This is a genomic window from Flavobacterium johnsoniae, assembly GCF_001879205.1.
GTDB lineage: Bacteria > Bacteroidota > Bacteroidia > Flavobacteriales > Flavobacteriaceae > Flavobacterium > Flavobacterium johnsoniae_A.
In genome coordinates this window covers 134,664-153,226 of record NZ_MLFK01000011.1, presented here as the reverse complement: position 1 = coordinate 153,226, position 18,563 = coordinate 134,664, and the positions used below count along the sequence as shown (strand labels likewise).

Sequence of the window (18,563 nt, the reverse complement as noted above, 5' to 3'; positions counted from 1 at the left end):
AGCTTTACTTTATAAACTTATTTTATAAAATTGAATTTGCCTCAAGTTAAATATGAAACCTATGAGAATAGTTTTGTCAGAAGATAATGATATCCTGCGTAAATCATTATCTTTTTTTTTAGAGTCTAAAGGATTTGCCGTTGATCAGTTTGCTGATGGTAAAGATGCATTGGATGCTATTGAAAAAAACAATTATGATCTAATCCTGACCGATATTAATATGCCCGGCATAAGCGGAATGGAAATTACGCAATATGTAAGACAAACGATGGGTTCTGATGTTCCGATAATTATTTTTACCTCCTCAGGAATAGAACAGACAGAACTGGATTCATTTGACATTGGTGCAAACGAATTTATAGCAAAACCGGTCAGTCCGGCTGTTCTTCTGGTAAGAATTAATAAACTGCTAAATATACGCCCTTTATGAAGTTTATATACTGCTCCCTTTTACTGCTGTTTATTTCCCAGACTTCTCTGGGACAGGAAATTAATGTAGATATGACAATGTCTGAGGCTAGAAAACAAGCCGAGAAAGGCAGCTACGATAAAGCATTATCACTTATCGAACCTCTGCTTGCAGGATTTCCTGAAAATGAAGACATAAAGATTTTTGCCGGCCGTATATACAGCTGGAAAAAAGACTACAAGAAATCCATAGAAATATTGTCTCCTTTGGCAGATAGAACCAGTCCAAACCCTGATGCTCTATTGGCGATTATTAACGTTTATTTTTGGTCAGAGCAGTTTGATAAATGTATTTTTTATTGTGATCGGTATTTAGTAATTGATCCCAATTCAACTGATGTTATCATAACCAAGGCAAATTGTCTTGAAAAACTGGGCCGCGATAAAGAAGCACTGGCAATTGTCGAAAAAGTATCTGTTACAGAAAACAGCACTCAGGCCATTACAGGTCTTCGAACCCTTATTGGCCGAAAGGCAAAAAATGCAATGGCATTTTCGTATTTAAATGTTTCTACTTCAAATCCCGGACAATCACCGCTTCATTATGGATATGTCGAATATTCTCATAAATTTACAAAATCGGCACTTGTAGGCAGAGCAAATCTGGGTTATGCCAATAATGATACGCAAATGCTTTTTGAAGCAGATTATTATCAGACTTTCTCAAAAAGAAATTACCTGTATGTAAATGCAGGCGTTTCAACTGGTCAGACCGTATTTCCGGTGGCAAAGGCTGGTGCTGAATATTTTTTTGCTCCGCGAAAGCGATTTGATTATTCTCTGGGTTTTAAGTATATGCATTTTGAAACAGAAGATGTAACATTGCTTACAGGTCAGCTGGGGTATCGTACAGGTTCTTATACTTTGGCCTACAGACCTTTTTATGATACCTCAAATGAGTTATTTTCTCATGTTTTAAGTGTGCAGACTGCAAATGAAGAAAAAGAGAGTCTGATAAGGCTGGAACTTCAATATGGTAATGTGCCATACCTTTATCTTTACAATAATTTTGTTACTCCTTTAAAGGCTTACAGAGCAGGAATACAGTACCAGCGTCGTTTTGGGAGGGCATTTTTTGTACGTCCTGTTTTTCTTTATGAGTATGAAGAATATCTGCCTGATGAATATAGAAACAGGTTTAGTGCACAGCTTATTATTACTAAACGTTTTTGATATGAAAGAGATCTGGGAGTTTTATAAAAGCGGTGTATGGGTGCAATCTTTCCTAATTGTATCGATAGGCGTATTTATAGCCGTGTTTTTTATACTTTACCTTTTGATTATTACAAGCCGAAACAGGAATATTAAAAAAGAAAAACGAACTATTGAATATGGGGGCATTATTGAAAAATTAATATTCGCTCTTGTTTTTCAGGAAACTTCAATAACGGTAATAAAAGAAGATGCAGATTTTAAAAGGCTCATCAATAATGCTTTATTTAGAGAGGTAATGACTAAGTCAATTATCAACTTGCATAAAAACTACGAAGGTATTTATGCAAAGAGACTTGAGCAATTCTATAAAGAATCAGGATTAATAAATGATTCTTTCAAAAAAATAAGGAGCTCGAAATGGGAGATAAAATGTAAAGGAATTACCGAGCTTGCAGAAATGAATATTACTAAAGTTTTTGACAGTATTATTACAATTTCTAAAGCACAAAATAAAACTTTAAAAATAACCGCTTTAAATGCGTGTATAAAACTTGCCGGCGTAAAAGGCATCATTCATCTTACAGAACATCCTTATCCTATTGATGACTGGACTCAGGTTAATATTATAAATGCTTTTAAAAAACACGATATAGGAGATAGTGAAGGAGTTGAGTTTTTACTGGAATCACAAAATACAACTGTAATTACTCTTGGACTAAAGCTTATTAGAGAATTGAAACTTACACAAAAAATGCCATTTGTGGCACAGTTGGCTGAGAGAACGCCAAATACAATTATAAAATATGAAGCCCAAAATGTATTGCAGACCTTAACATCTTAAGCAAATGACTTTTTTAAATAATGAATTAGCAATATTCTCCCATGTTTATATGATCCTCATACTTGGGTATGCCATCCTGATTATGTCGTCTTATTTAATATTGGCTTACCTCTCTGTTAAAGAACTTAGAGAATATCTTAAGAAAAATAGTTTTGTAGATTACGATGTGCTTCTTACAAGTCAATTTGCACCCGGACTCTCTTTAATTGCGCCTGCTTATAATGAAAGCTTTACTATTCAGGAGAACGTAAAATCTCTACTTTCTCTAAATTATAATAATTATCAGGTAATTGTTGTAAATGATGGCAGTAAAGATAATTCAATGGAAATACTCATTAAGACTTATGATCTTGTGCGTACAGAGCTGAACATTCATTATCAAATTGAAACAAAAAAAATTAAAGGTATTTATACTTCCAGAAATGCAGCATACAAAAAATTGATTGTAGTTGATAAAGAAAATGGAGGTAAAGCAGATGCGCTGAATGTGGGGCTAAACATTGCGCAGAATCCTTATGTTGTATGTATTGATGTTGATTGTATTCTTGATAAAGATGCACTGCTTAAACTGGCAAAACCTTTTCTTGAATCTCACGGCAAGCGTATTATTGCTACCGGTGGTGTTGTGAGGATTGCAAATCAGTGCATTATTAAAAATGGGCGTTTGGTAGAAGTAAATATTCCGGATCTTTTGCTGCCAAGAATACAGGTTTTAGAATATCTGCGGGCATTTTTACTTGGCAGGATGGCCTGGGGAAGACTGGATGGTCTATTGCTGATCAGCGGGGCATTTGGTGCATTCGATAAAGAAATAGCTTTATTGTCTGGCGGGTACAATACAAAAACCGTAGGCGAGGATATGGAACTGGTAGTAAGAATGCGTCGTTATATGCTTGAGAACAAGATGCCTTATTCTGTTTCTTACATACCCGATCCATTGTGCTGGACAGAAGCGCCGGAAGATTTTAAAATATTCAAAAAACAGCGCAGTCGATGGATGAGAGGAACAATTGAAACACTGAGCTTTCACAAAAGAATGTTTTTAAATCCGAAATACAAAATGTTAGGTATGCTTAGTATACCATATTGGACGCTATTTGAATTTCTTGCGCCTGCAATAGAATTTAGCGGTTTACTTATAACAGTGGTGTTTATTGTATTTGGACTGCTTAACTGGCATTTTTTCTTTTTACTGGTGCTTTTTGTTTACTTTTTTGCTGTTATGTTTTCAGTAATTGCCTTATATAGTGAAGAGCGAACGTACCACAAATACCCAAAACAAACTGATTTTTTAAAATTGCTTTTGGCGGCTTTTATAGAACCGTTTTATTTTCATCCTCTGGCAGTTTATGCTGCTTTAATCGGTTATAAAGAAAAAGTTATGGGAACTAGCGGCTGGGGTGAAATGACACGGAAAGGTTTTAGTAAGAAGTAATTTTAAAAATTGCAGACCTGAAGAATTTTCTAAACGATTTATGATGAAAAATACACAGCTGATATAAACTGTTTTTATGTGTCCTTTTTTTATACGATGTACACAAGTGATTATTCTTTATAGTATTTCATAAGTATGTAAAGTCCGCTGATATATACAGGACATGTTTTTAAAGGGGCTGATAATAATCGCATTGAGTTAGAACCGTCAGTTTTTTTTCAGTTTTTTGCAAGTGATAAACGTTCTAGTACCGATATTAACTTCAAATTCAGACAATACAATCGTTATGAAGATTATTATTGGATAGGATTTTCTTATCGTTTTTTAAATGATCAGGCCCTAGAACCTTTAGTGATTGGCCCGATGGCTGGTTTTAAAAGATATAATTTTTACTTCGGTTATTCATATCAGGCCTCTCTTAATCAAATTGGAGCATATAATTCGGGAACGCATGTATTTACAATCGGACTTGATTTCCTTCAGGGAATAAGTAATTGCTCTTGTACTCAGAGTCCTGTGCAATACTAATTTATTAAAAAGAATATTCAATAATAATAGTTTTAATTATAGAATTTCTTTTTTTGTAATAGACAGGGGGGGGTAAACAATCATTGATTGTGATTTGATAATTTTTTAAAAAAAACTTATTGTCTTGTTTTAATGTTTTTATTGGTCAATACCTCTGATGTGTGTTAGCTTAACTTTGTAATGCTAGTTTAAGATAAGGTTAGTGAATGAAGTGGATTTGAAAAAGTCTATATTTAATGATTTCGATTTAAGTGATTTGTGGGACTTGATTACTTATATTAAATAAATCGTTAGGTGCTTATAATTTGTTGTTGTTTCCTATAAATGGTCAACGCAAGATCTAAATTATGAAATAGTTTGTCAGGAATAAATTTGTTTTTGGGAATTTTAATTTTCTGTCCTTTAATATATTTGTGGTATTTGTATTAAAGGCCTTGTGAGATTTATTCACACTGAAAATTAAACGTTGTTTTTTGTGTTTTTTTGGGTTTTCTTTTACCCGAACTATTCATAAATAGACCGTATTAAAAACCAATCATTTTTATACTATATCTTAAAGAAAAACTAGAGTTTTCGATAAAGTCTTAAGGTCTTTATTGTGGGTTTAAAGGAGTAGAAATTAATTTTTCTACTCTTTTTTTTTGATAAATTGTCAAGTCAACTTTTCGAAAAAGTACTTGAAAGGCTAATGGCAGCTGTTTTTTTAAATCACATTGTGTATTACTAATTCTAATAAGCATATTATATTTTTTGGAAATATTTTGCAGAAATATTCTATTCCTTTTGTAATTACCTTGTTGCGCAGAGCTATAGTAGTTTCGAATCTAAACTTGATAGGGATTGATTTTGCTGGATTTCTTTTTTAACAAACTTCATATGCCACGATTCTGTCACAAAAATTTTGAGCGGTTTTAAAAAATCTGAAAAGCAGTAAAAAAGAAAAAAGCCTGCGAATCTTACGATTTGCAGGCTTTACCACGTTTTTTATGGGTTTTTGAAAAGATTGAAAAACTTTCGTTTTAGCTTCTTTTACCCTTTTGGTGGGGAGAGCAGGATTCGAACTTTATCGCTGAAGTCCTGTCTATACTAGGTTTTATAAAATGTCTTTGACCAAAGTGCACCGATTCTGCACCTAAATTCAATTATACTTTTTCAATTTTAAATCATGCACAAAAATTAAATGCAAACGAATTAATAGTCAGTAGTATTGTTCTTTTTTTTGTATTACAAATATATATAAAATATTGAATATTTAGGTTTAAGAGATTGAAGCATTATTCTACAGTAGTAAAAAACGTATCAACTCCAATTGTTATGTGCCATGATTCTGCCACACATTAAATTGTCATTATTTATGAGTTTAAGTAAAAAACATTTTTAAAATCTTATTTCGTTTGAATTTTAAGTCCTTAATTTATGTATAAAAAATCTGTAATTGATTTTGCCTTTTTTTCACACGTTTATTCTTGCTTGGCTCATAGAGGACTTCCTGAATTCCATTTTTTAGAACTACCACTTTATAGGGCTGCTTCATTTTCTCGGTCAGATGATAAATGGTTAATGCTTCGGCTAGATCTTCAAACCATGATGCTGTGCTGTAGAGCGAAACAAAAGGTGTTTTTTGAATTGCTTTATATACTTCTGGTGCATATGAAACTTCGATTGGTTTACCACTTCTAAAGAGTACAGTCTCCAGTAATGGATTGATTACGTTCTCCGAAGGCTCATTATATTTATCCCAAACATTTTGTGTAAAGGCTTTTGATCCTTCCCAAACATCTTTTTCATTCAGATGAGGAGTTAGATTTAGAACACCATCCAGAACATGTGTAGCTTCATGAAGTAAAACGTAGATAATGGCATCCAGATTACCAGCTTCAATTGTAACCTGATATTGACTGTCTGTTGATTTTTCATAGCAGCTGTTTTCTTTCCACGTTGTCCACTCAGAAATAGTCTGGTTAAGAATTTCAGCACGGAAAGTTATATTATACATTTTTACCGAATCAGATGTTTCGACTGGTGATGTAAGGGCAGTATTGGGCATATTATCCATAAAACTGATACTGTGCAGATGCTTTTTTAGAATTTTTTGATGTAATGGAGGCAGTATAGCAAAGGCATTGTTTAACTTCTCTCTTTCAAGATAGGTTAATTTATGTTCAACAGGATCCATGCCTGCATCACGAAATTTTTTAAAAACACTCTCCGGCGCAGGCCCAGTACGTTCAGCCAATGCGCTAATATTCGGATTTTTAACTTGCTGCGCATTAATAAACATTGCAGTTAAGAAGAAGCATAGAAAAGTATACACAAAATTTTTACTTGTCATTATTTTATTTTTTTCTGATTTTTTAAAGAGTTTCTTCTGAAGCGTGAATGCTGAGGTATTTATTCTTAAAGCCAAATGGGGTTTCATTTGTTTTTATAAAAAAAAGACGGCTAAAATAAGCTGGGTCTTCATACCCAAGATCATATGCAATTTCTTTCGCACTTTTAGCAGTATGAACTAAAAGTCTTTTTGCTTCTAATATAATTCGGTTTTTGATAATTTCATTGGGTTGCGGCAGGTTCATCCGCTTAAATTTATGGGTCAGAGTCTTGGGTGCTATAGCAAGTATATCGGCATAGTCTGCTACACTATGTTTTTGTTTATAGTTTGCTTCAACCAATTGGGTGAAACGCCTGAAACATTCGAGATCATTGTGGTATTGCCCCAATACACCGTCTAGGTGCTGCAGTTTCCAGAGTCGGGTTGACTTAATGAAGATTTGTTTCAGATAAGTACGGATCATTTCTTCTTGAGAGGAATCTTTCAAAATAAATTCATCCTGCATCTGAACAAATAAATAATCGATAAATGCGGACTCTGTCTGAGGTACAGTCGTCATAGGCATATTATGAATATTATTGAACAGCAGTCCATCGCAGGCAACTTCTTCGTCATGAATTTGAATGCAGTAAAAATCACTGTGGTAAAATATAAAGAAGCCTTCTTGCTTACCGGTCTCTTCGATGCTCAGAACCTGATTGGGACTTATAAAAAAAAGAGAACTGCCTGAAGTATTGTATACTTTAAAATCTACCTTGATCTTAAAGTCTGCAGAAAGGTACAGTACTTTAATATATTCTTTGTAAGCTTCAGAATTGATCATTTCGAGGCTGTCATTATCTACTTTAAGCATACCTATTTTTTTCAGGCTTACATCAAAAACGTGTTCTTTCATTATCAATTCTCTTAAAAGCCGGTCTTTAAAAGACCGGCGATGATACTTATATTAGCTTCTAATCTTTATTTTTTACAAAGCATTTAATGAACTGCGACTATAAATTATTTTTTTGCTAACTTTTCAAGTTCTGTATTGAATTTTTCCATTTCCTCAATAAATAGTGCGTGTCCGCTGTTTTCAAACTTTACAATGTAGGAGTTTTTCAGCCCTTTGTGCAATTGTTCTGCGAATACAAAATCACATAGCTTATCTTTAGTTCCATGAAATATTGCTACAGGCACATTAATTTTTGATAAGACTGGACGTAAATCAAGATCACGTAATGCTATTATAGACTGCGTTGTTGCGTAAGGAGATGCATCAGAATTGATACTCGCGAGCCATTGAGACATAGTTGGTGTGATTGCATTTTCAGACGCCCCAAAGGCTTTACCAAAATCTTCAATCAACTGCTGTCTGTTTGTTCTTGTTGTATGTATTAATCCTGCAGCAGCTTCGTCAGTAGCACCATATGGAAAACCTTCACGTTGTTTCCACGAAGGCGCGGCAGCGGCAAAAAGTGCCAGTTTGCCTACATGTGCTCCATTGTATTTTGCCATATAATGTATGACAACTGCGCCGCCCATAGAAAAACCACCCAGAATGGCATTGTTTATTTTAAGCTTATCTAATACGACTTTGATGTCATCTGAGAAAACATCAAAATCATATTTACCATAGGGTCTGTCAGATTTACCAAATCCTCTCATTGATATTCCGATCACCCTGAAACCTTTTTGAACAAAATATTGATATTGATATTCATACATTGCATCATTTAACGGCCATCCGTGTATTAATACAATAGGCTGTCCTTCCCCAAGGTCGGTTACATGAAGTTTTACATTTGGTTCAACTTCAATAAATTCTAATCTTCCGGCTGATGCAGGAACTCGTTTTGATTGAGCCGATAACGGCTGGCTTAAAGTAAAGATACATAAAAGGCTTAATGTTGAAATAAGTGTTTTCATTTTGTTTATTTTTAATTAGTTACTATTATTAATTATTTACAGTACAAAGATGCGTAAAACCCTAAGGCTTGAAAATGGATATTTGGAAGAGTGCATTGTACATTTTTCCCTATATCAAAAAAAGTCTCATTATTACAAAAACAACTCCTATTAAATTTGTAACTTTTAATAAATCAATGAAGTAAAATTTTAATATATAACCGCTTTATAAGCAAGTACGGAATTACGATCCGTATAAGGAAATAAAAGTACTTATCGGATTAAAATCCCAGACATTCAAAAAAAACTCTTACAGCTTAAGAGTTAGATTGTTAACAAATATTTTTTGTAGTAACTTAAGATTTAACCTTATTACCATAACTTTTTGAGGACTGCTCGATATCATTGAGTAGATGTGCTAGTACAACTGCGTCGTCAAAAGTTGGTGCTGTTTTCGTTTTATTTTTTATATCAGCAGCAACTCTTTTGTAAAGCAGCACCACATTTCTAATTACCGGATTATCAGGCAAACCCTCATACATTTCATTTGGAATTGGCAGGTTTTGTAATTTCGTATCTTTCCCTTGGGCTCCTTGAATTTCTAAAGGGACAAGTTGACCATGTCCAAGAGGCCCTGTTACCTGTATATCTCCTTGTGTTCCATTAATCTCCCACAAAAGATTAGTGCCTCTTGAAACGCCGCCGCGGTAATGAATAGAAATTGCGGCTCCATTTTTCAATTGGCCTATTACCATAATCTGGTCTTCAGAGGTCTTAGGTTTTATTTCACCAATATCAGTAAGTTTTACTGTTGTGTAATTGTTTGTCATTTTTGCTGTCAAAGTATCAAAACCGCCCAAAGCTTTTGTTAAACCTGCCAATGTATGCCCCAAGGGGATGGTCAGCATTGTAGCGCCGTTTGTTTTATCGTATAGATAATAGTTAGCCGAAATTGCTTCATCTGACCAAGGACCTCCCGAGCCTAGCAGTGTAGTGGATAAAACCTTCCCTACATAGCCGTCTTTAATGAGGTGCTCCAGATAAGTCAATTCCGGTGATACAACCATTTGCGTCCCTACTGCTGCAACTACATTTTTCCGTGCCGCAATAGCTGCTAATTGCTCCGTTTCAGTAAGTCCGTTACCCAAGGGGTGTTCGCAGTACACATGTTTGCCTGCTTCAAGCGCAGCCTTTACAAGATCATAATGGTAAGGGACTTTTACAGTAATAACAACCAGTTCTATTTCGGCTGATGCTATTAAGGCATCTGGGTTTTCATAAGCGATTGGTATTTCTAGTTTATCCGCAGCTTTTAAAGCGCTTTCATGAGTAGAATTGGCTACTCCGATAATCTCAAAGGTATCAGATAGATACCTTAATGCAGGAAGGTGTGACTTTGATGCCCACTGGCTGTCGGGATTAAGCCCAATTATACCAACTTTTATTTTTTCTGTTTTCATTTATTTCTATTATATTGATTGTAAAATTAACAAGAACACTATAATTTTGTAGTGTACACAACCCATTGTATGTACATACAATTTTGTAAGTAATGACAAATAGAAAAGAAAATACCACAAATAACATCAATCGAAATTTTCTTTCAGATTGTAATCTCACCTACGCCGTACAACTAATGGGCGGAAGGTGGAAACTGCCAATTTTAATACGGTTAAGTAACGGTAAAAAACGTTTTGGGGAGCTTAAAAGGATCATCCCGAACATTACCGAAAGGATGCTGACATTACAGCTTCGCGAGCTGGAACGTGATGGATTGGTAATACGCACCGTGCATCATGAAGTGCCTCCGCGGGTTGAATATGAACTTACTCCTGTAAGCAGTGCTCTCATTCCTATCTGCCTGCAATTGGATGAGTGGGGGGCAAAGCACAAAGATGTTCATTTAGGAATTTCGTCAACATTAATTCCTTAACCATAAACATGTTGCAAATAGAGAAAGATAAGGTGAATGTAAAATCCACCAAGATCTAGACTGACAAGATTTAGATTCGAAACTTTATAAAATAATTAGGAGAATTAAATAGGTCAATTATTCAATTGTATGTAATTCTCCTAATAGAATAATCATAATTTAAGGTCTGATTCCGCAACTTTAATTAATTTTCAACGATTCTATATACTGTCCTTTAAAGGTTAAATTGTAGGTAAGAATCACGGGACTCCCTGGAAAAGTTCCGGATACTTCTGCTTTTAAATTTCCCTTTTCAGCATCTCCTTCAAATTCAAGAGGTTTCATTGCCGTATTGTATTCCTTTGAGCTTTTTTCTATCCAGTTTTTTATTTCTGTTTTGCTGGTATAATTTTTTCCCTCGTCAAATACGATTGCAGTTTCTGAAAAGCAATCGGCAAAAGCCGAACTGTCAAAATTGTTTTGCGCTTTTACTAAGTCTTGTATTACTTCTGGTAAGTTCATAATGTATCTATTTTATGGTTACTAATGCTTATTTATTTTATTTACTATTATTTTATTGGACATATAGATCTCTTCTTTCAAGGTAACTATTACCTATATTAAAAATCAAATCGTTGGAATTGTTCCACCATCGATTACATATTCTGTACCTGTCAGATAACCTGCTCTGGGTGATACCAAGAATCCAACGAGTTCTGCGACTTCTTCCGGTTTGGCTGGTCTTCCATAAGGTATACCTCCCAAAGCTGTCATCACGCTTTTTTCAGCCTCTTTTATGGGTACATTACTGCTTTCAGAAATACGCTCCATCATTCGTATTGATGCTTCGGTCATAATCCATCCTGGAGAAACGGTCAATACACGTACACCTTTTGGAGATACTTCTTTCGATAATCCTTTACTGTAATTAATAAGTCCGGCTTTTGCGGCAGCATACGGAAGTGTGGAATCATACAAAGGAAGTTTTCCCTGAATAGATGCTATGTGGATGATTACGCCGCTTTTACCTTCAAGCATTTGCGGAAGAACTGCCTTATCCAGACGAACTGGTGCCAGTAAATTGGCTTGTATTGTTTCTTCCCAATCTGTATTGGTTAATGCAGCAAACCCTCCGCCAGGAGTTTCAGAACCTCCCAGATTGTTTACAAGGATATCTAACTTACCGAATCTCTCCAATACTTCACAAGCAACTTTGGCAGCAGCTTCTGGTTTGCTTAAATCTGCAGAAATGAAATGCAGCTCTTTATCCGGTGTTTCAGGTTGGTTTCTTGCGCTGATAACTACCGTAGCACCGGCATTTTTTAAACGTTCGGCTATCGCTCTGCCAGCTCCTTTTGTACCTCCTGTCACCAATGCAATTTTGCCTGATAACTCGTTTTGATAATCTACTATTTGTTTCATGATGATTTCTTTTGTACAAATTTCAGAAGTATGCAACTTTCTCACAAGTACGGAATTACGATTCATATAGGGATAAATTTTTCCCCTATTGCACAAATCGTAACATACTAGTACTTTTACAATATGTATGAAAGAAAAACAATACCGAACTTAAACTGCGGACTTGACCTGATAGGGGAAGTATTATATGGTAAATGGAAAATACGCCTGCTTTGGTTCATTAATGAAGGCCATAAAAGACCAAGTGAATTGCAGCGTAAAATACCCGATGCATCACGCAGGGTCCTGAACATCCAGTTGAACGAACTGGAAGAACATGAGCTCGTTGTTAGGAAAATATATCCTGTAGTGCCGCCAAAAGTAGAATACAGTCTCACTAAATTTGGCGAGAGCTTAATTCCTGTTATTGGGGCTTTAGGCCAATGGGGTGATCAGAATCAGGAGAGACTGAAGTCTTTAGTTATTAAAAAATTTCCCGGAGCAAATGATACGGAATAAAATTAAGAATGTCTGAGTTAATTTTGCTCAGCTAAATCTATACTCTTTTATTAGATTTTTCTGTTTCCAATTCCTCTACAAATTTCCGTTTCTCTTTTCCTATACTTCTATTAATACATAAATTTTCTGTGCTGTCTATTTGTACAATTATTACATACCACAGCATTTGCAATTCCTCTATCATTAAAAATAATTACAAATATCCCGAGCTGGTAGTTTGACAATTCCTAATGCTCTGCACTTTACTTATGATGCCTGATTTTGTCTTCTGTCACACCAAATCTAATTAAGGGAAAAATCTACAATAATAACTGCACTATATCCATTTTTAGAGAATCGGTCTTTACTGAATTTTGCTGCGGAGAATGAAAACGGTCATGTTGATTATTATTAATCACACGAGATATAGAATCATTCTCAAAGAATCAGTAAAAATTTAAAACTATTAGAAATGACAAAACATGAAAACCGCACATTGGGTGCATTTGAAAAAACATTCTGGCTGTTGGATCAGATTGATTCTAAGGACTTTGCTTTGGCAGCAGAAGTAGAAGGAAGAGAATCGGCTGATGCATGGAGACTGGCCGTTAATCAGGTTCAGAAGAGACATCCCAATCTTTCAGCAAGAATTAGGATCGATGAATTTAAAAGACCTTTTATCGAACATGTTGACTCCTTAGTCATTCCACTGAAGGTCATAGAAATCGATAACGGTTTTAAATGGGAGCAAGCAGTCGAAAAGGAATTAGAATTACGATTCAATACTGAAGAAGGACCACTTTTTAGAGTGATTGTATTACAAAAACCTGAAGATACTGTATTGATTTTAGCAGCCAATCATACATTGGCCGATGGATCTTCACTTATGTATTTATTCAGGGACTTACTGGAGGCAGTTACAGGCCAGATTCCGCAGGTATTAGCACCGCAAAAATCTAACGATGAAACACTTGGACTTCCTAAGGATATTGCTGTTGAAGATAACGAAACTTCAGAATATGTATTTAAAAAACCTGCCGCTGTTTCTCCTAAAGTTGAAAGTATTAAGTTTTCAAGCGAGCATACATCACAGCTTATAGAAAGATCAAGACTGGAGCAAACAACGGTGCATGGTGCAATTTGCGCTGCTGTGGTTATTGCAGGAAGAAAACTTCGCCAAGAGTGGGATGACAAAAAAATTGAATTAATTTCTCCTATCTGCACACGAAAAGCACTTCAACTAGATGACAACTGCGGGTTGAATATTACGACTCATCCCGTTTATTTTGAGCCAGAAGAAAAGCAATCTTTCTGGGATATTGCCAGATTGGCAAAATCAGGTCTAAATGGAACAGAAACAAAAGAACATGTAGAGAATTATCTTGGTTTTTTCAGAACTCTGACTTTCAACAGTGCAGATATCCAAAAAATGGTAGATATATTAAAAGAAGCATTCAATCACCAAATAATGGTTACTAATCTGGTAAAGGTGAAATATAAAACTGATTTTGGAAAGCTCAAACTTAAATCTGTATATGGTCCAATGGTTCGTTCAGGAAAGGGTTTGGAGCAGACTATTGGAGCGATTAGTACCAACGGTAATCTTTGTCTCACAAATACCAGCGACACACTTATTGCAGGTTTATTAGAAGAAATGCAGATGCTTATAGCAGAAGCCTGCAAATAGTATTTCAGGTAATCTAAGATGATTTAATTTTTAAGAAGCACCATACGATGCATAGATGTATCGTATGGTGTTATTTATATATATTTTTTGAACATACCAGACAACCAATTTTGATTTGTTTTAAAGGAACCGGACATCGGTAAAAATAATTACGAATTTCATTTATTAAAATTAACAAAAATATAATAGAAGTTTAATCTTTTTGGAGTTTCTTTTAATAAACTGCTGTGTTAGTTTTTTAATTGATTCTTCAGAAGCAGAGCTGCAAATTCGAGCCATATTTAGGGATTGATAGATTTTGCTGTATTTGTAATTTTGGAAATACTAGTGTGCCACGATTCTGCCACAATAATAAAATTGCTTCATTTAAAGCTTTTATAAAAATAAAATTAACGCCCTTACATTCATTTATTCTGCAGGGCGTGACTCAATTAAAAAAATAATCTCTCGAATTTTAATTTGAGAAAGAAGCGTTTTTAAGTAATTTACTTCAGGGCTTGCAATAATTTTTAGGAATCCCAGTCCAGTATTATTTTACCAATATGGCTGCCTTCTTCCATGCATTGATGGGCGCTCACGACATCTCGATACGAAAATGTTTTGTAAATAACGGGCTTGAATTTTCCATTTTCAATTAACGGCCACACATTTTTGCATACTTCTTCTGCTAATCTTTTTTTGTATTTGTAATCTCTAGCGCGCAACGTAGTACCCGTGATAGTGATACGTTTTACCATTAACTGCCAGATATCAAGTTCTACATCTTTACCATTTTCTGCATTAATGTGAATAAGTCTTCCATCTTCGTTTAAAATATTCAGATTCTTTTGAAAATAGGTTCCCGCTATCATATCAAGAATAACATCTACACCTTTGCCTTTTAAAATTTCTTCAAAGTCTTCTGTTTTATAATTAATACAAAGAGTAGCGCCTAATTCATAGCAGTATTTTACTTTTTCTTCTGAGCCAGCAGTAGTTATAACTTTTGAACCAAAAGCATGGGCGATTTGTATGGCTGTAATTCCGATACCGCTGCTGCCTCCGTGAACCAGCAAAGTTTCGTCTGGTTTTAATTTTCCGCGTTCAAAAATATTAGACCAGACTGTAAAAACCGTTTCAGGCAGACTGGCGGCTTCTATAAAATTTAATCCTTTGGGAATGGGTAAACACTGTCCTTCTTCTACAGTAACATATTCGGCATAACCTCCTCCGGGAAGCAGGGCGCAAACGGCATCGCCTTTTTTCCATCGGGTAACTTCGGGACCGCATTCTACAATAATACCCGATACTTCAAGACCTGGGATTTCATTAGAAGTACTGTCTGGAGCAGCATATTTTCCTTCACGCTGTAAAATATCACTTCTGTTAAGGCCAGAAGCTTTTACCTGAATCAATACTTCATTTTTGGAAGGAATTAAATCAGGAACTTCGGTTACCAGCAAAACTTCAGGTCCTCCAAATTTTGAGATTGTAATAGCTTTCATAATCTAATTTTTTAAAAAGGTAGATTATATTTTCCAAATAACGCTTTGTTCTCGATACTTTTTGCGAACAGCGGTGTTTGGTGGCGGCCAGAATCTTGAAGCCTAAAGTAAAGGTTCTCTTAGTATTTTTCATGCCTGTGAAAATTAGCACTTATAAAGTTAGCTGCCAGTCAGAAATTTTAGGCAATATACCCTTCATTTTTTACTGCTTCCGATAGATACTGCCTAAGCTTTTAGTCGCAAGAAAGGTATCAACTCCAAACTGGAAAGTGCACCGATTCTGCACCTTTAATTTTGTGCAGTTTTGAAAAGAATGCAAAACGCTCTAAAAGCAAAAAAGCCAGTAAATCATCGGATTTACTGGCTTTAAGACATTTTTTAAGGCTTTTTGAAAAGATTGAAAACTTTGAGTTTTCCGGCTTTTCAGCCTTTCCGTGGGGAGAGCAGGATTCGAACCTGCGAAGTTCACACAGCAGATTTACAGTCTGCCCTCGTTGGCCACTTGAGTATCTCCCCTCAGCTTTGTATTGTTGCGCTTTGTTGTTCTAAGCGGTTGCAAATATAGGAACGTTTTTCATGTTTACAAATAAAAAATGAACTTAATTTTAAGTTATTTTAAAGTTATTTTTTAATTCATTGGAATTGAATAAAATAAAAAAAGCCCAATTGGAACTTTTTTTAAATTTATTTTATAATATAAGATTATTCTTAGTGCTTAATTGTCTTTTTTTTGCTTTTCAAATTCAAGATTTAAGTTCATAGCAACTGATTTTCCTCATAAAGCAAGAATAAAAATGGATGAAATAAATCTGTTTTCCATTGTTGGTAAATCGATAAAAAAAGCAGAAACCCTTATTAGCTGTAAATCCTTTTCTAACGCATTTTTTATGGGTTCTCGTGAAAACAATAATAAAATAGAATTTCTTTCTTTACAGAGGAGTGTAAAAGGCTTTAACCCTGAAATTAAAACGGCATTTACATTTAAATGATTTTCTAATTATTGGTATAGAACAAAACAAAAAAAATCTCCACTAGGGAGATTTTTTTATTTATTCTGTAAATGGCATTATTTAGCTAAAAGCTCTAATATTTTTGCTCTCAATTCCGGACCTCTTAAGTCTTGAGCAACTACTTTTCCTGATGCATCAAGAATAAAAGTTGCAGGAATAGATTCTACATTATATTGTTTTGCAATTGGTTCATCCCAAAATTTTAGATTTGAAACGTGTGTCCAGGTCAAACCATCTTTTGCGATAGCTTCAGTCCACTTGCTTTTTTCTTTATCTAAAGAAACACCAATTATATTTAGTCCTTTTGAATGCAACTCTTTATATATAGCTACAACGTTTGGATTTTCTTTTCGGCATGGTCCGCACCATGAAGCCCAAAAATCAACGATAGTTACTTTACCTAAACTTTCTTTAAGCGAAACTACTTTTCCTTCCGGATTTGGAGCCGAAAAATCTGCTCTTCATTTAGCGTCACCAACAGGAGGAGCTGATGCACCAACTGCAGGCATTTTTGCTTGACCTAGTTTAGATTTGATTTCTTTACCAGGAGTTGTATTTTTTACAGATTCGTCTAAAGCGTTGTATAAACTTTCTGCTTTTTTCATATCAGTACTTGGATCATTGATCATTCCTTGTAAGATCAATACAGAGATATAAGATTTTGGGTGACCTTCAGCATAAGCTAAATATTTCTTTTTGCTGTTAGCTTGTACTTCTGTTTGAATTTCCATGTATTGTTTCATCAAGCCATTGATAGTTGCTGTATCTTGAGCTTGTTGAGCCTGCTGCATTTTTTGAGTATTTTTTTTCTGAAAATCAATTAAGCTTTTTTGAGTTTTTGTAAGATCTTCATTGAATTTTGTGTACTCCTCATTATTGTAAGTTCCAGAAACTTTAGATTTGTGGATACTGTCTTTGTCAATTTCAACTTTTATTTCTCCTGTTTCTAAGATAAAAGGAAATGGTTGGTTTGCACCTTGAATAATTAATGTATGGAAAGCAGGTTCTGTAACTTTACCTTTTATTTCAAATTTTCCGTTTTCAACTTTTACTGTATCAAGCGCGATTGTCATTCTCGTAGTTGGGTCCTGACCTTGAAGAATGATTGTTTTTCCGTTTTCAATTCCTTTTGCAGTACCTGTAATTAAGTATTCGCCGTCTTTAACTTTGCTGCATGAAATGATAGCCACAGAAGCTGTAAGTAAAAAAAGTATTTTTTTCATTATAAAAAATTAATTAGTTAATTGATTTGTGCAACAAAAGTATCTAAAATTATAAAACATAAAGAATTTTGTAACCTAAAATTTTGTTATAGTTTTTTTTGATCTAAATGTCCTGTAATCAAGGGTTTTGAGGCGTTAATTTGATTTAAAACTCTTATTCTGATTTTGTTTTGAGCGCTAATATAGAGTTTTTTTAATAGTAAGACATAAAAAAAGCACTCTGTAAGAAGAGTGCTTTTTAAATATTTTTTGAATAAATCTATTCCTGATTTGTTTTTTTTCTCCAAACAAAAGAGTTTAAAATGTGTCTTTTTGCAAATCTTCCAGGAGAATCTGCGTTTACCATTTTCACGTAAGTTGCTTTTGGAACACTAATGTATTCGTAAACACTTCCGTTAGAAAAATCGATAATTAAACGACCTTCAACAAATTTATAATCAGTAATTGTTGATGAAGCAATTGTTTCGTTGTATTCTGGTGTATTAGCCTTAATTGTTTCAGGATTAATACTTACCAAGAAATGATATGCTTCAATAATAGCTTTACTTTTTTCTTCTGCTGCTTTTAAACCAGCGTCATCTCCTTGAAATTTATCAGGATGAGCTTCTTTCATCGCGTTACGATAAATGGTTTTCAAATCTTTTAACTCAGCAGTTTTGTCTACATTTAGTAACTTGCGGTATTCAACTATTTTTTTCATAA

At 34.5% G+C, this 18,563-nt stretch carries 18 protein-coding genes, 1 tRNA gene and 1 pseudogene; 9 read left to right on the top strand and 11 right to left on the bottom strand.

The features are described from left to right. The first annotated feature begins 61 nt into the window (after positions 1-61). The 5 genes from BKM63_RS21420 to BKM63_RS21400 all read left to right on the top strand — a co-directional run bounded on the left by BKM63_RS21420 (position 62) and on the right by BKM63_RS21400 (position 4,427). Positions 62-430 carry a response regulator transcription factor gene (locus BKM63_RS21420; protein WP_071638626.1) on the top strand — a complete coding sequence of 123 codons (369 nt, stop codon included), beginning with the start codon at positions 62-64 and terminating at the stop codon, positions 428-430. Beyond that, the gene (locus BKM63_RS21415) at positions 427-1,641 is read left to right on the top strand and encodes a YaiO family outer membrane beta-barrel protein (RefSeq protein ID WP_071638625.1); all 1,215 of its coding nucleotides are present in this window, start codon (positions 427-429) and stop codon (positions 1,639-1,641) included. The genes BKM63_RS21420 and BKM63_RS21415 overlap by 4 nt, the downstream gene beginning before the upstream one ends. A gap of 1 nt (position 1,642) precedes the next feature. Further along, a complete protein-coding gene (locus tag BKM63_RS21410) occupies positions 1,643-2,464 on the top strand; it encodes a hypothetical protein (protein WP_071638714.1) in 822 nt (273 codons plus the stop codon). Between the two features lie 4 nt (positions 2,465-2,468). Then, positions 2,469-3,899 (top strand): glycosyltransferase family 2 protein, encoded by a 1,431-nt coding sequence (locus BKM63_RS21405; protein WP_071638624.1) that lies wholly within the window; start codon positions 2,469-2,471, stop codon positions 3,897-3,899. 147 nt (positions 3,900-4,046) lie between these two features. Beyond that, the gene (locus BKM63_RS21400) at positions 4,047-4,427 is read left to right on the top strand and encodes a type IX secretion system membrane protein PorP/SprF (RefSeq protein WP_083572306.1); all 381 of its coding nucleotides are present in this window, start codon (positions 4,047-4,049) and stop codon (positions 4,425-4,427) included. 1,414 nt (positions 4,428-5,841) lie between these two features. Here the strand turns inward: BKM63_RS21400 and BKM63_RS21395 are convergent. From BKM63_RS21395 to BKM63_RS21380, 4 genes are all read right to left on the bottom strand, one after another. Further along, positions 5,842-6,759 (bottom strand): hypothetical protein, encoded by a 918-nt coding sequence (locus tag BKM63_RS21395; RefSeq protein WP_071638623.1) that lies wholly within the window; start codon positions 6,757-6,759, stop codon positions 5,842-5,844. Between the two features lie 22 nt (positions 6,760-6,781). After that, positions 6,782-7,654 carry a helix-turn-helix domain-containing protein gene (locus BKM63_RS21390; RefSeq protein WP_071638622.1) on the bottom strand — a complete coding sequence of 291 codons (873 nt, stop codon included), beginning with the start codon at positions 7,652-7,654 and terminating at the stop codon, positions 6,782-6,784. A gap of 104 nt (positions 7,655-7,758) precedes the next feature. Then, positions 7,759-8,667 carry an alpha/beta fold hydrolase gene (locus BKM63_RS21385; RefSeq protein WP_071638621.1) on the bottom strand — a complete coding sequence of 303 codons (909 nt, stop codon included), beginning with the start codon at positions 8,665-8,667 and terminating at the stop codon, positions 7,759-7,761. Between the two features lie 335 nt (positions 8,668-9,002). Beyond that, positions 9,003-10,106: a Gfo/Idh/MocA family protein gene (locus BKM63_RS21380; protein WP_071638620.1), complete on the bottom strand. Its 1,104-nt coding sequence runs from the start codon at positions 10,104-10,106 to the stop codon at positions 9,003-9,005. Positions 10,107-10,282: 176 nt separating this feature from the next. On the opposite strand from BKM63_RS21380, the gene BKM63_RS21375 reads away from it, so the two are divergent. Next, on the top strand, positions 10,283-10,579 hold the full coding sequence (locus BKM63_RS21375) for a winged helix-turn-helix transcriptional regulator (protein ID WP_347512187.1): 297 nt from the start codon (positions 10,283-10,285) through the stop codon (positions 10,577-10,579). Positions 10,580-10,759: 180 nt separating this feature from the next. Here BKM63_RS21375 and BKM63_RS21370 read toward each other — a convergent pair whose 3' ends face one another. Next, entirely contained in the window at positions 10,760-11,080 is a 321-nt protein-coding gene (locus tag BKM63_RS21370; RefSeq protein WP_071638618.1) for a hypothetical protein, read from the bottom strand. Positions 11,081-11,185: 105 nt separating this feature from the next. Further along, positions 11,186-11,980 carry an SDR family oxidoreductase gene (locus BKM63_RS21365; RefSeq protein ID WP_071638617.1) on the bottom strand — a complete coding sequence of 265 codons (795 nt, stop codon included), beginning with the start codon at positions 11,978-11,980 and terminating at the stop codon, positions 11,186-11,188. A 123-nt stretch (positions 11,981-12,103) separates the two neighbouring features. Between BKM63_RS21365 and BKM63_RS21360 the strand changes: the two genes are divergently transcribed. Together BKM63_RS21360 and BKM63_RS21355 are read left to right on the top strand one after the other, a co-directional pair. Beyond that, positions 12,104-12,478, top strand: coding sequence for a winged helix-turn-helix transcriptional regulator (locus tag BKM63_RS21360; RefSeq protein ID WP_071638616.1), 375 nt, complete (start codon positions 12,104-12,106; stop codon positions 12,476-12,478). A gap of 451 nt (positions 12,479-12,929) precedes the next feature. Then, entirely contained in the window at positions 12,930-14,144 is a 1,215-nt protein-coding gene (locus BKM63_RS21355) for a condensation domain-containing protein (protein WP_071638615.1), read from the top strand. Positions 14,145-14,653: 509 nt separating this feature from the next. Here BKM63_RS21355 and BKM63_RS21350 read toward each other — a convergent pair. Both BKM63_RS21350 and BKM63_RS21345 read right to left on the bottom strand, forming a co-directional pair. Beyond that, positions 14,654-15,628 (bottom strand): NAD(P)H-quinone oxidoreductase, encoded by a 975-nt coding sequence (locus BKM63_RS21350; protein ID WP_071638614.1) that lies wholly within the window; start codon positions 15,626-15,628, stop codon positions 14,654-14,656. A gap of 435 nt (positions 15,629-16,063) precedes the next feature. Next, positions 16,064-16,144: transfer RNA gene (locus BKM63_RS21345), tRNA-Tyr, on the bottom strand. 278 nt (positions 16,145-16,422) lie between these two features. Here BKM63_RS21345 and BKM63_RS21340 point away from each other — a divergent pair. Further along, positions 16,423-16,617, top strand: coding sequence for a hypothetical protein (locus tag BKM63_RS21340; protein WP_071638613.1), 195 nt, complete (start codon positions 16,423-16,425; stop codon positions 16,615-16,617). Between the two features lie 77 nt (positions 16,618-16,694). Here the strand turns inward: BKM63_RS21340 and BKM63_RS23740 are convergent. The 3 genes and pseudogenes from BKM63_RS23740 to BKM63_RS21320 form a co-directional block, all read right to left on the bottom strand. Beyond that, a pseudogene (locus tag BKM63_RS23740) lies at positions 16,695-17,081 on the bottom strand (peroxiredoxin family protein); the annotation flags it as partial. An 18-nt stretch (positions 17,082-17,099) separates the two neighbouring features. Then, a complete protein-coding gene (locus BKM63_RS21330; protein ID WP_071638611.1) occupies positions 17,100-17,861 on the bottom strand; it encodes a DUF4369 domain-containing protein in 762 nt (253 codons plus the stop codon). Between the two features lie 259 nt (positions 17,862-18,120). Beyond that, positions 18,121-18,561, bottom strand: coding sequence for a KTSC domain-containing protein (locus BKM63_RS21320; protein WP_071638609.1), 441 nt, complete (start codon positions 18,559-18,561; stop codon positions 18,121-18,123). Between the last annotated feature and the right edge of the window lie 2 nt (positions 18,562-18,563).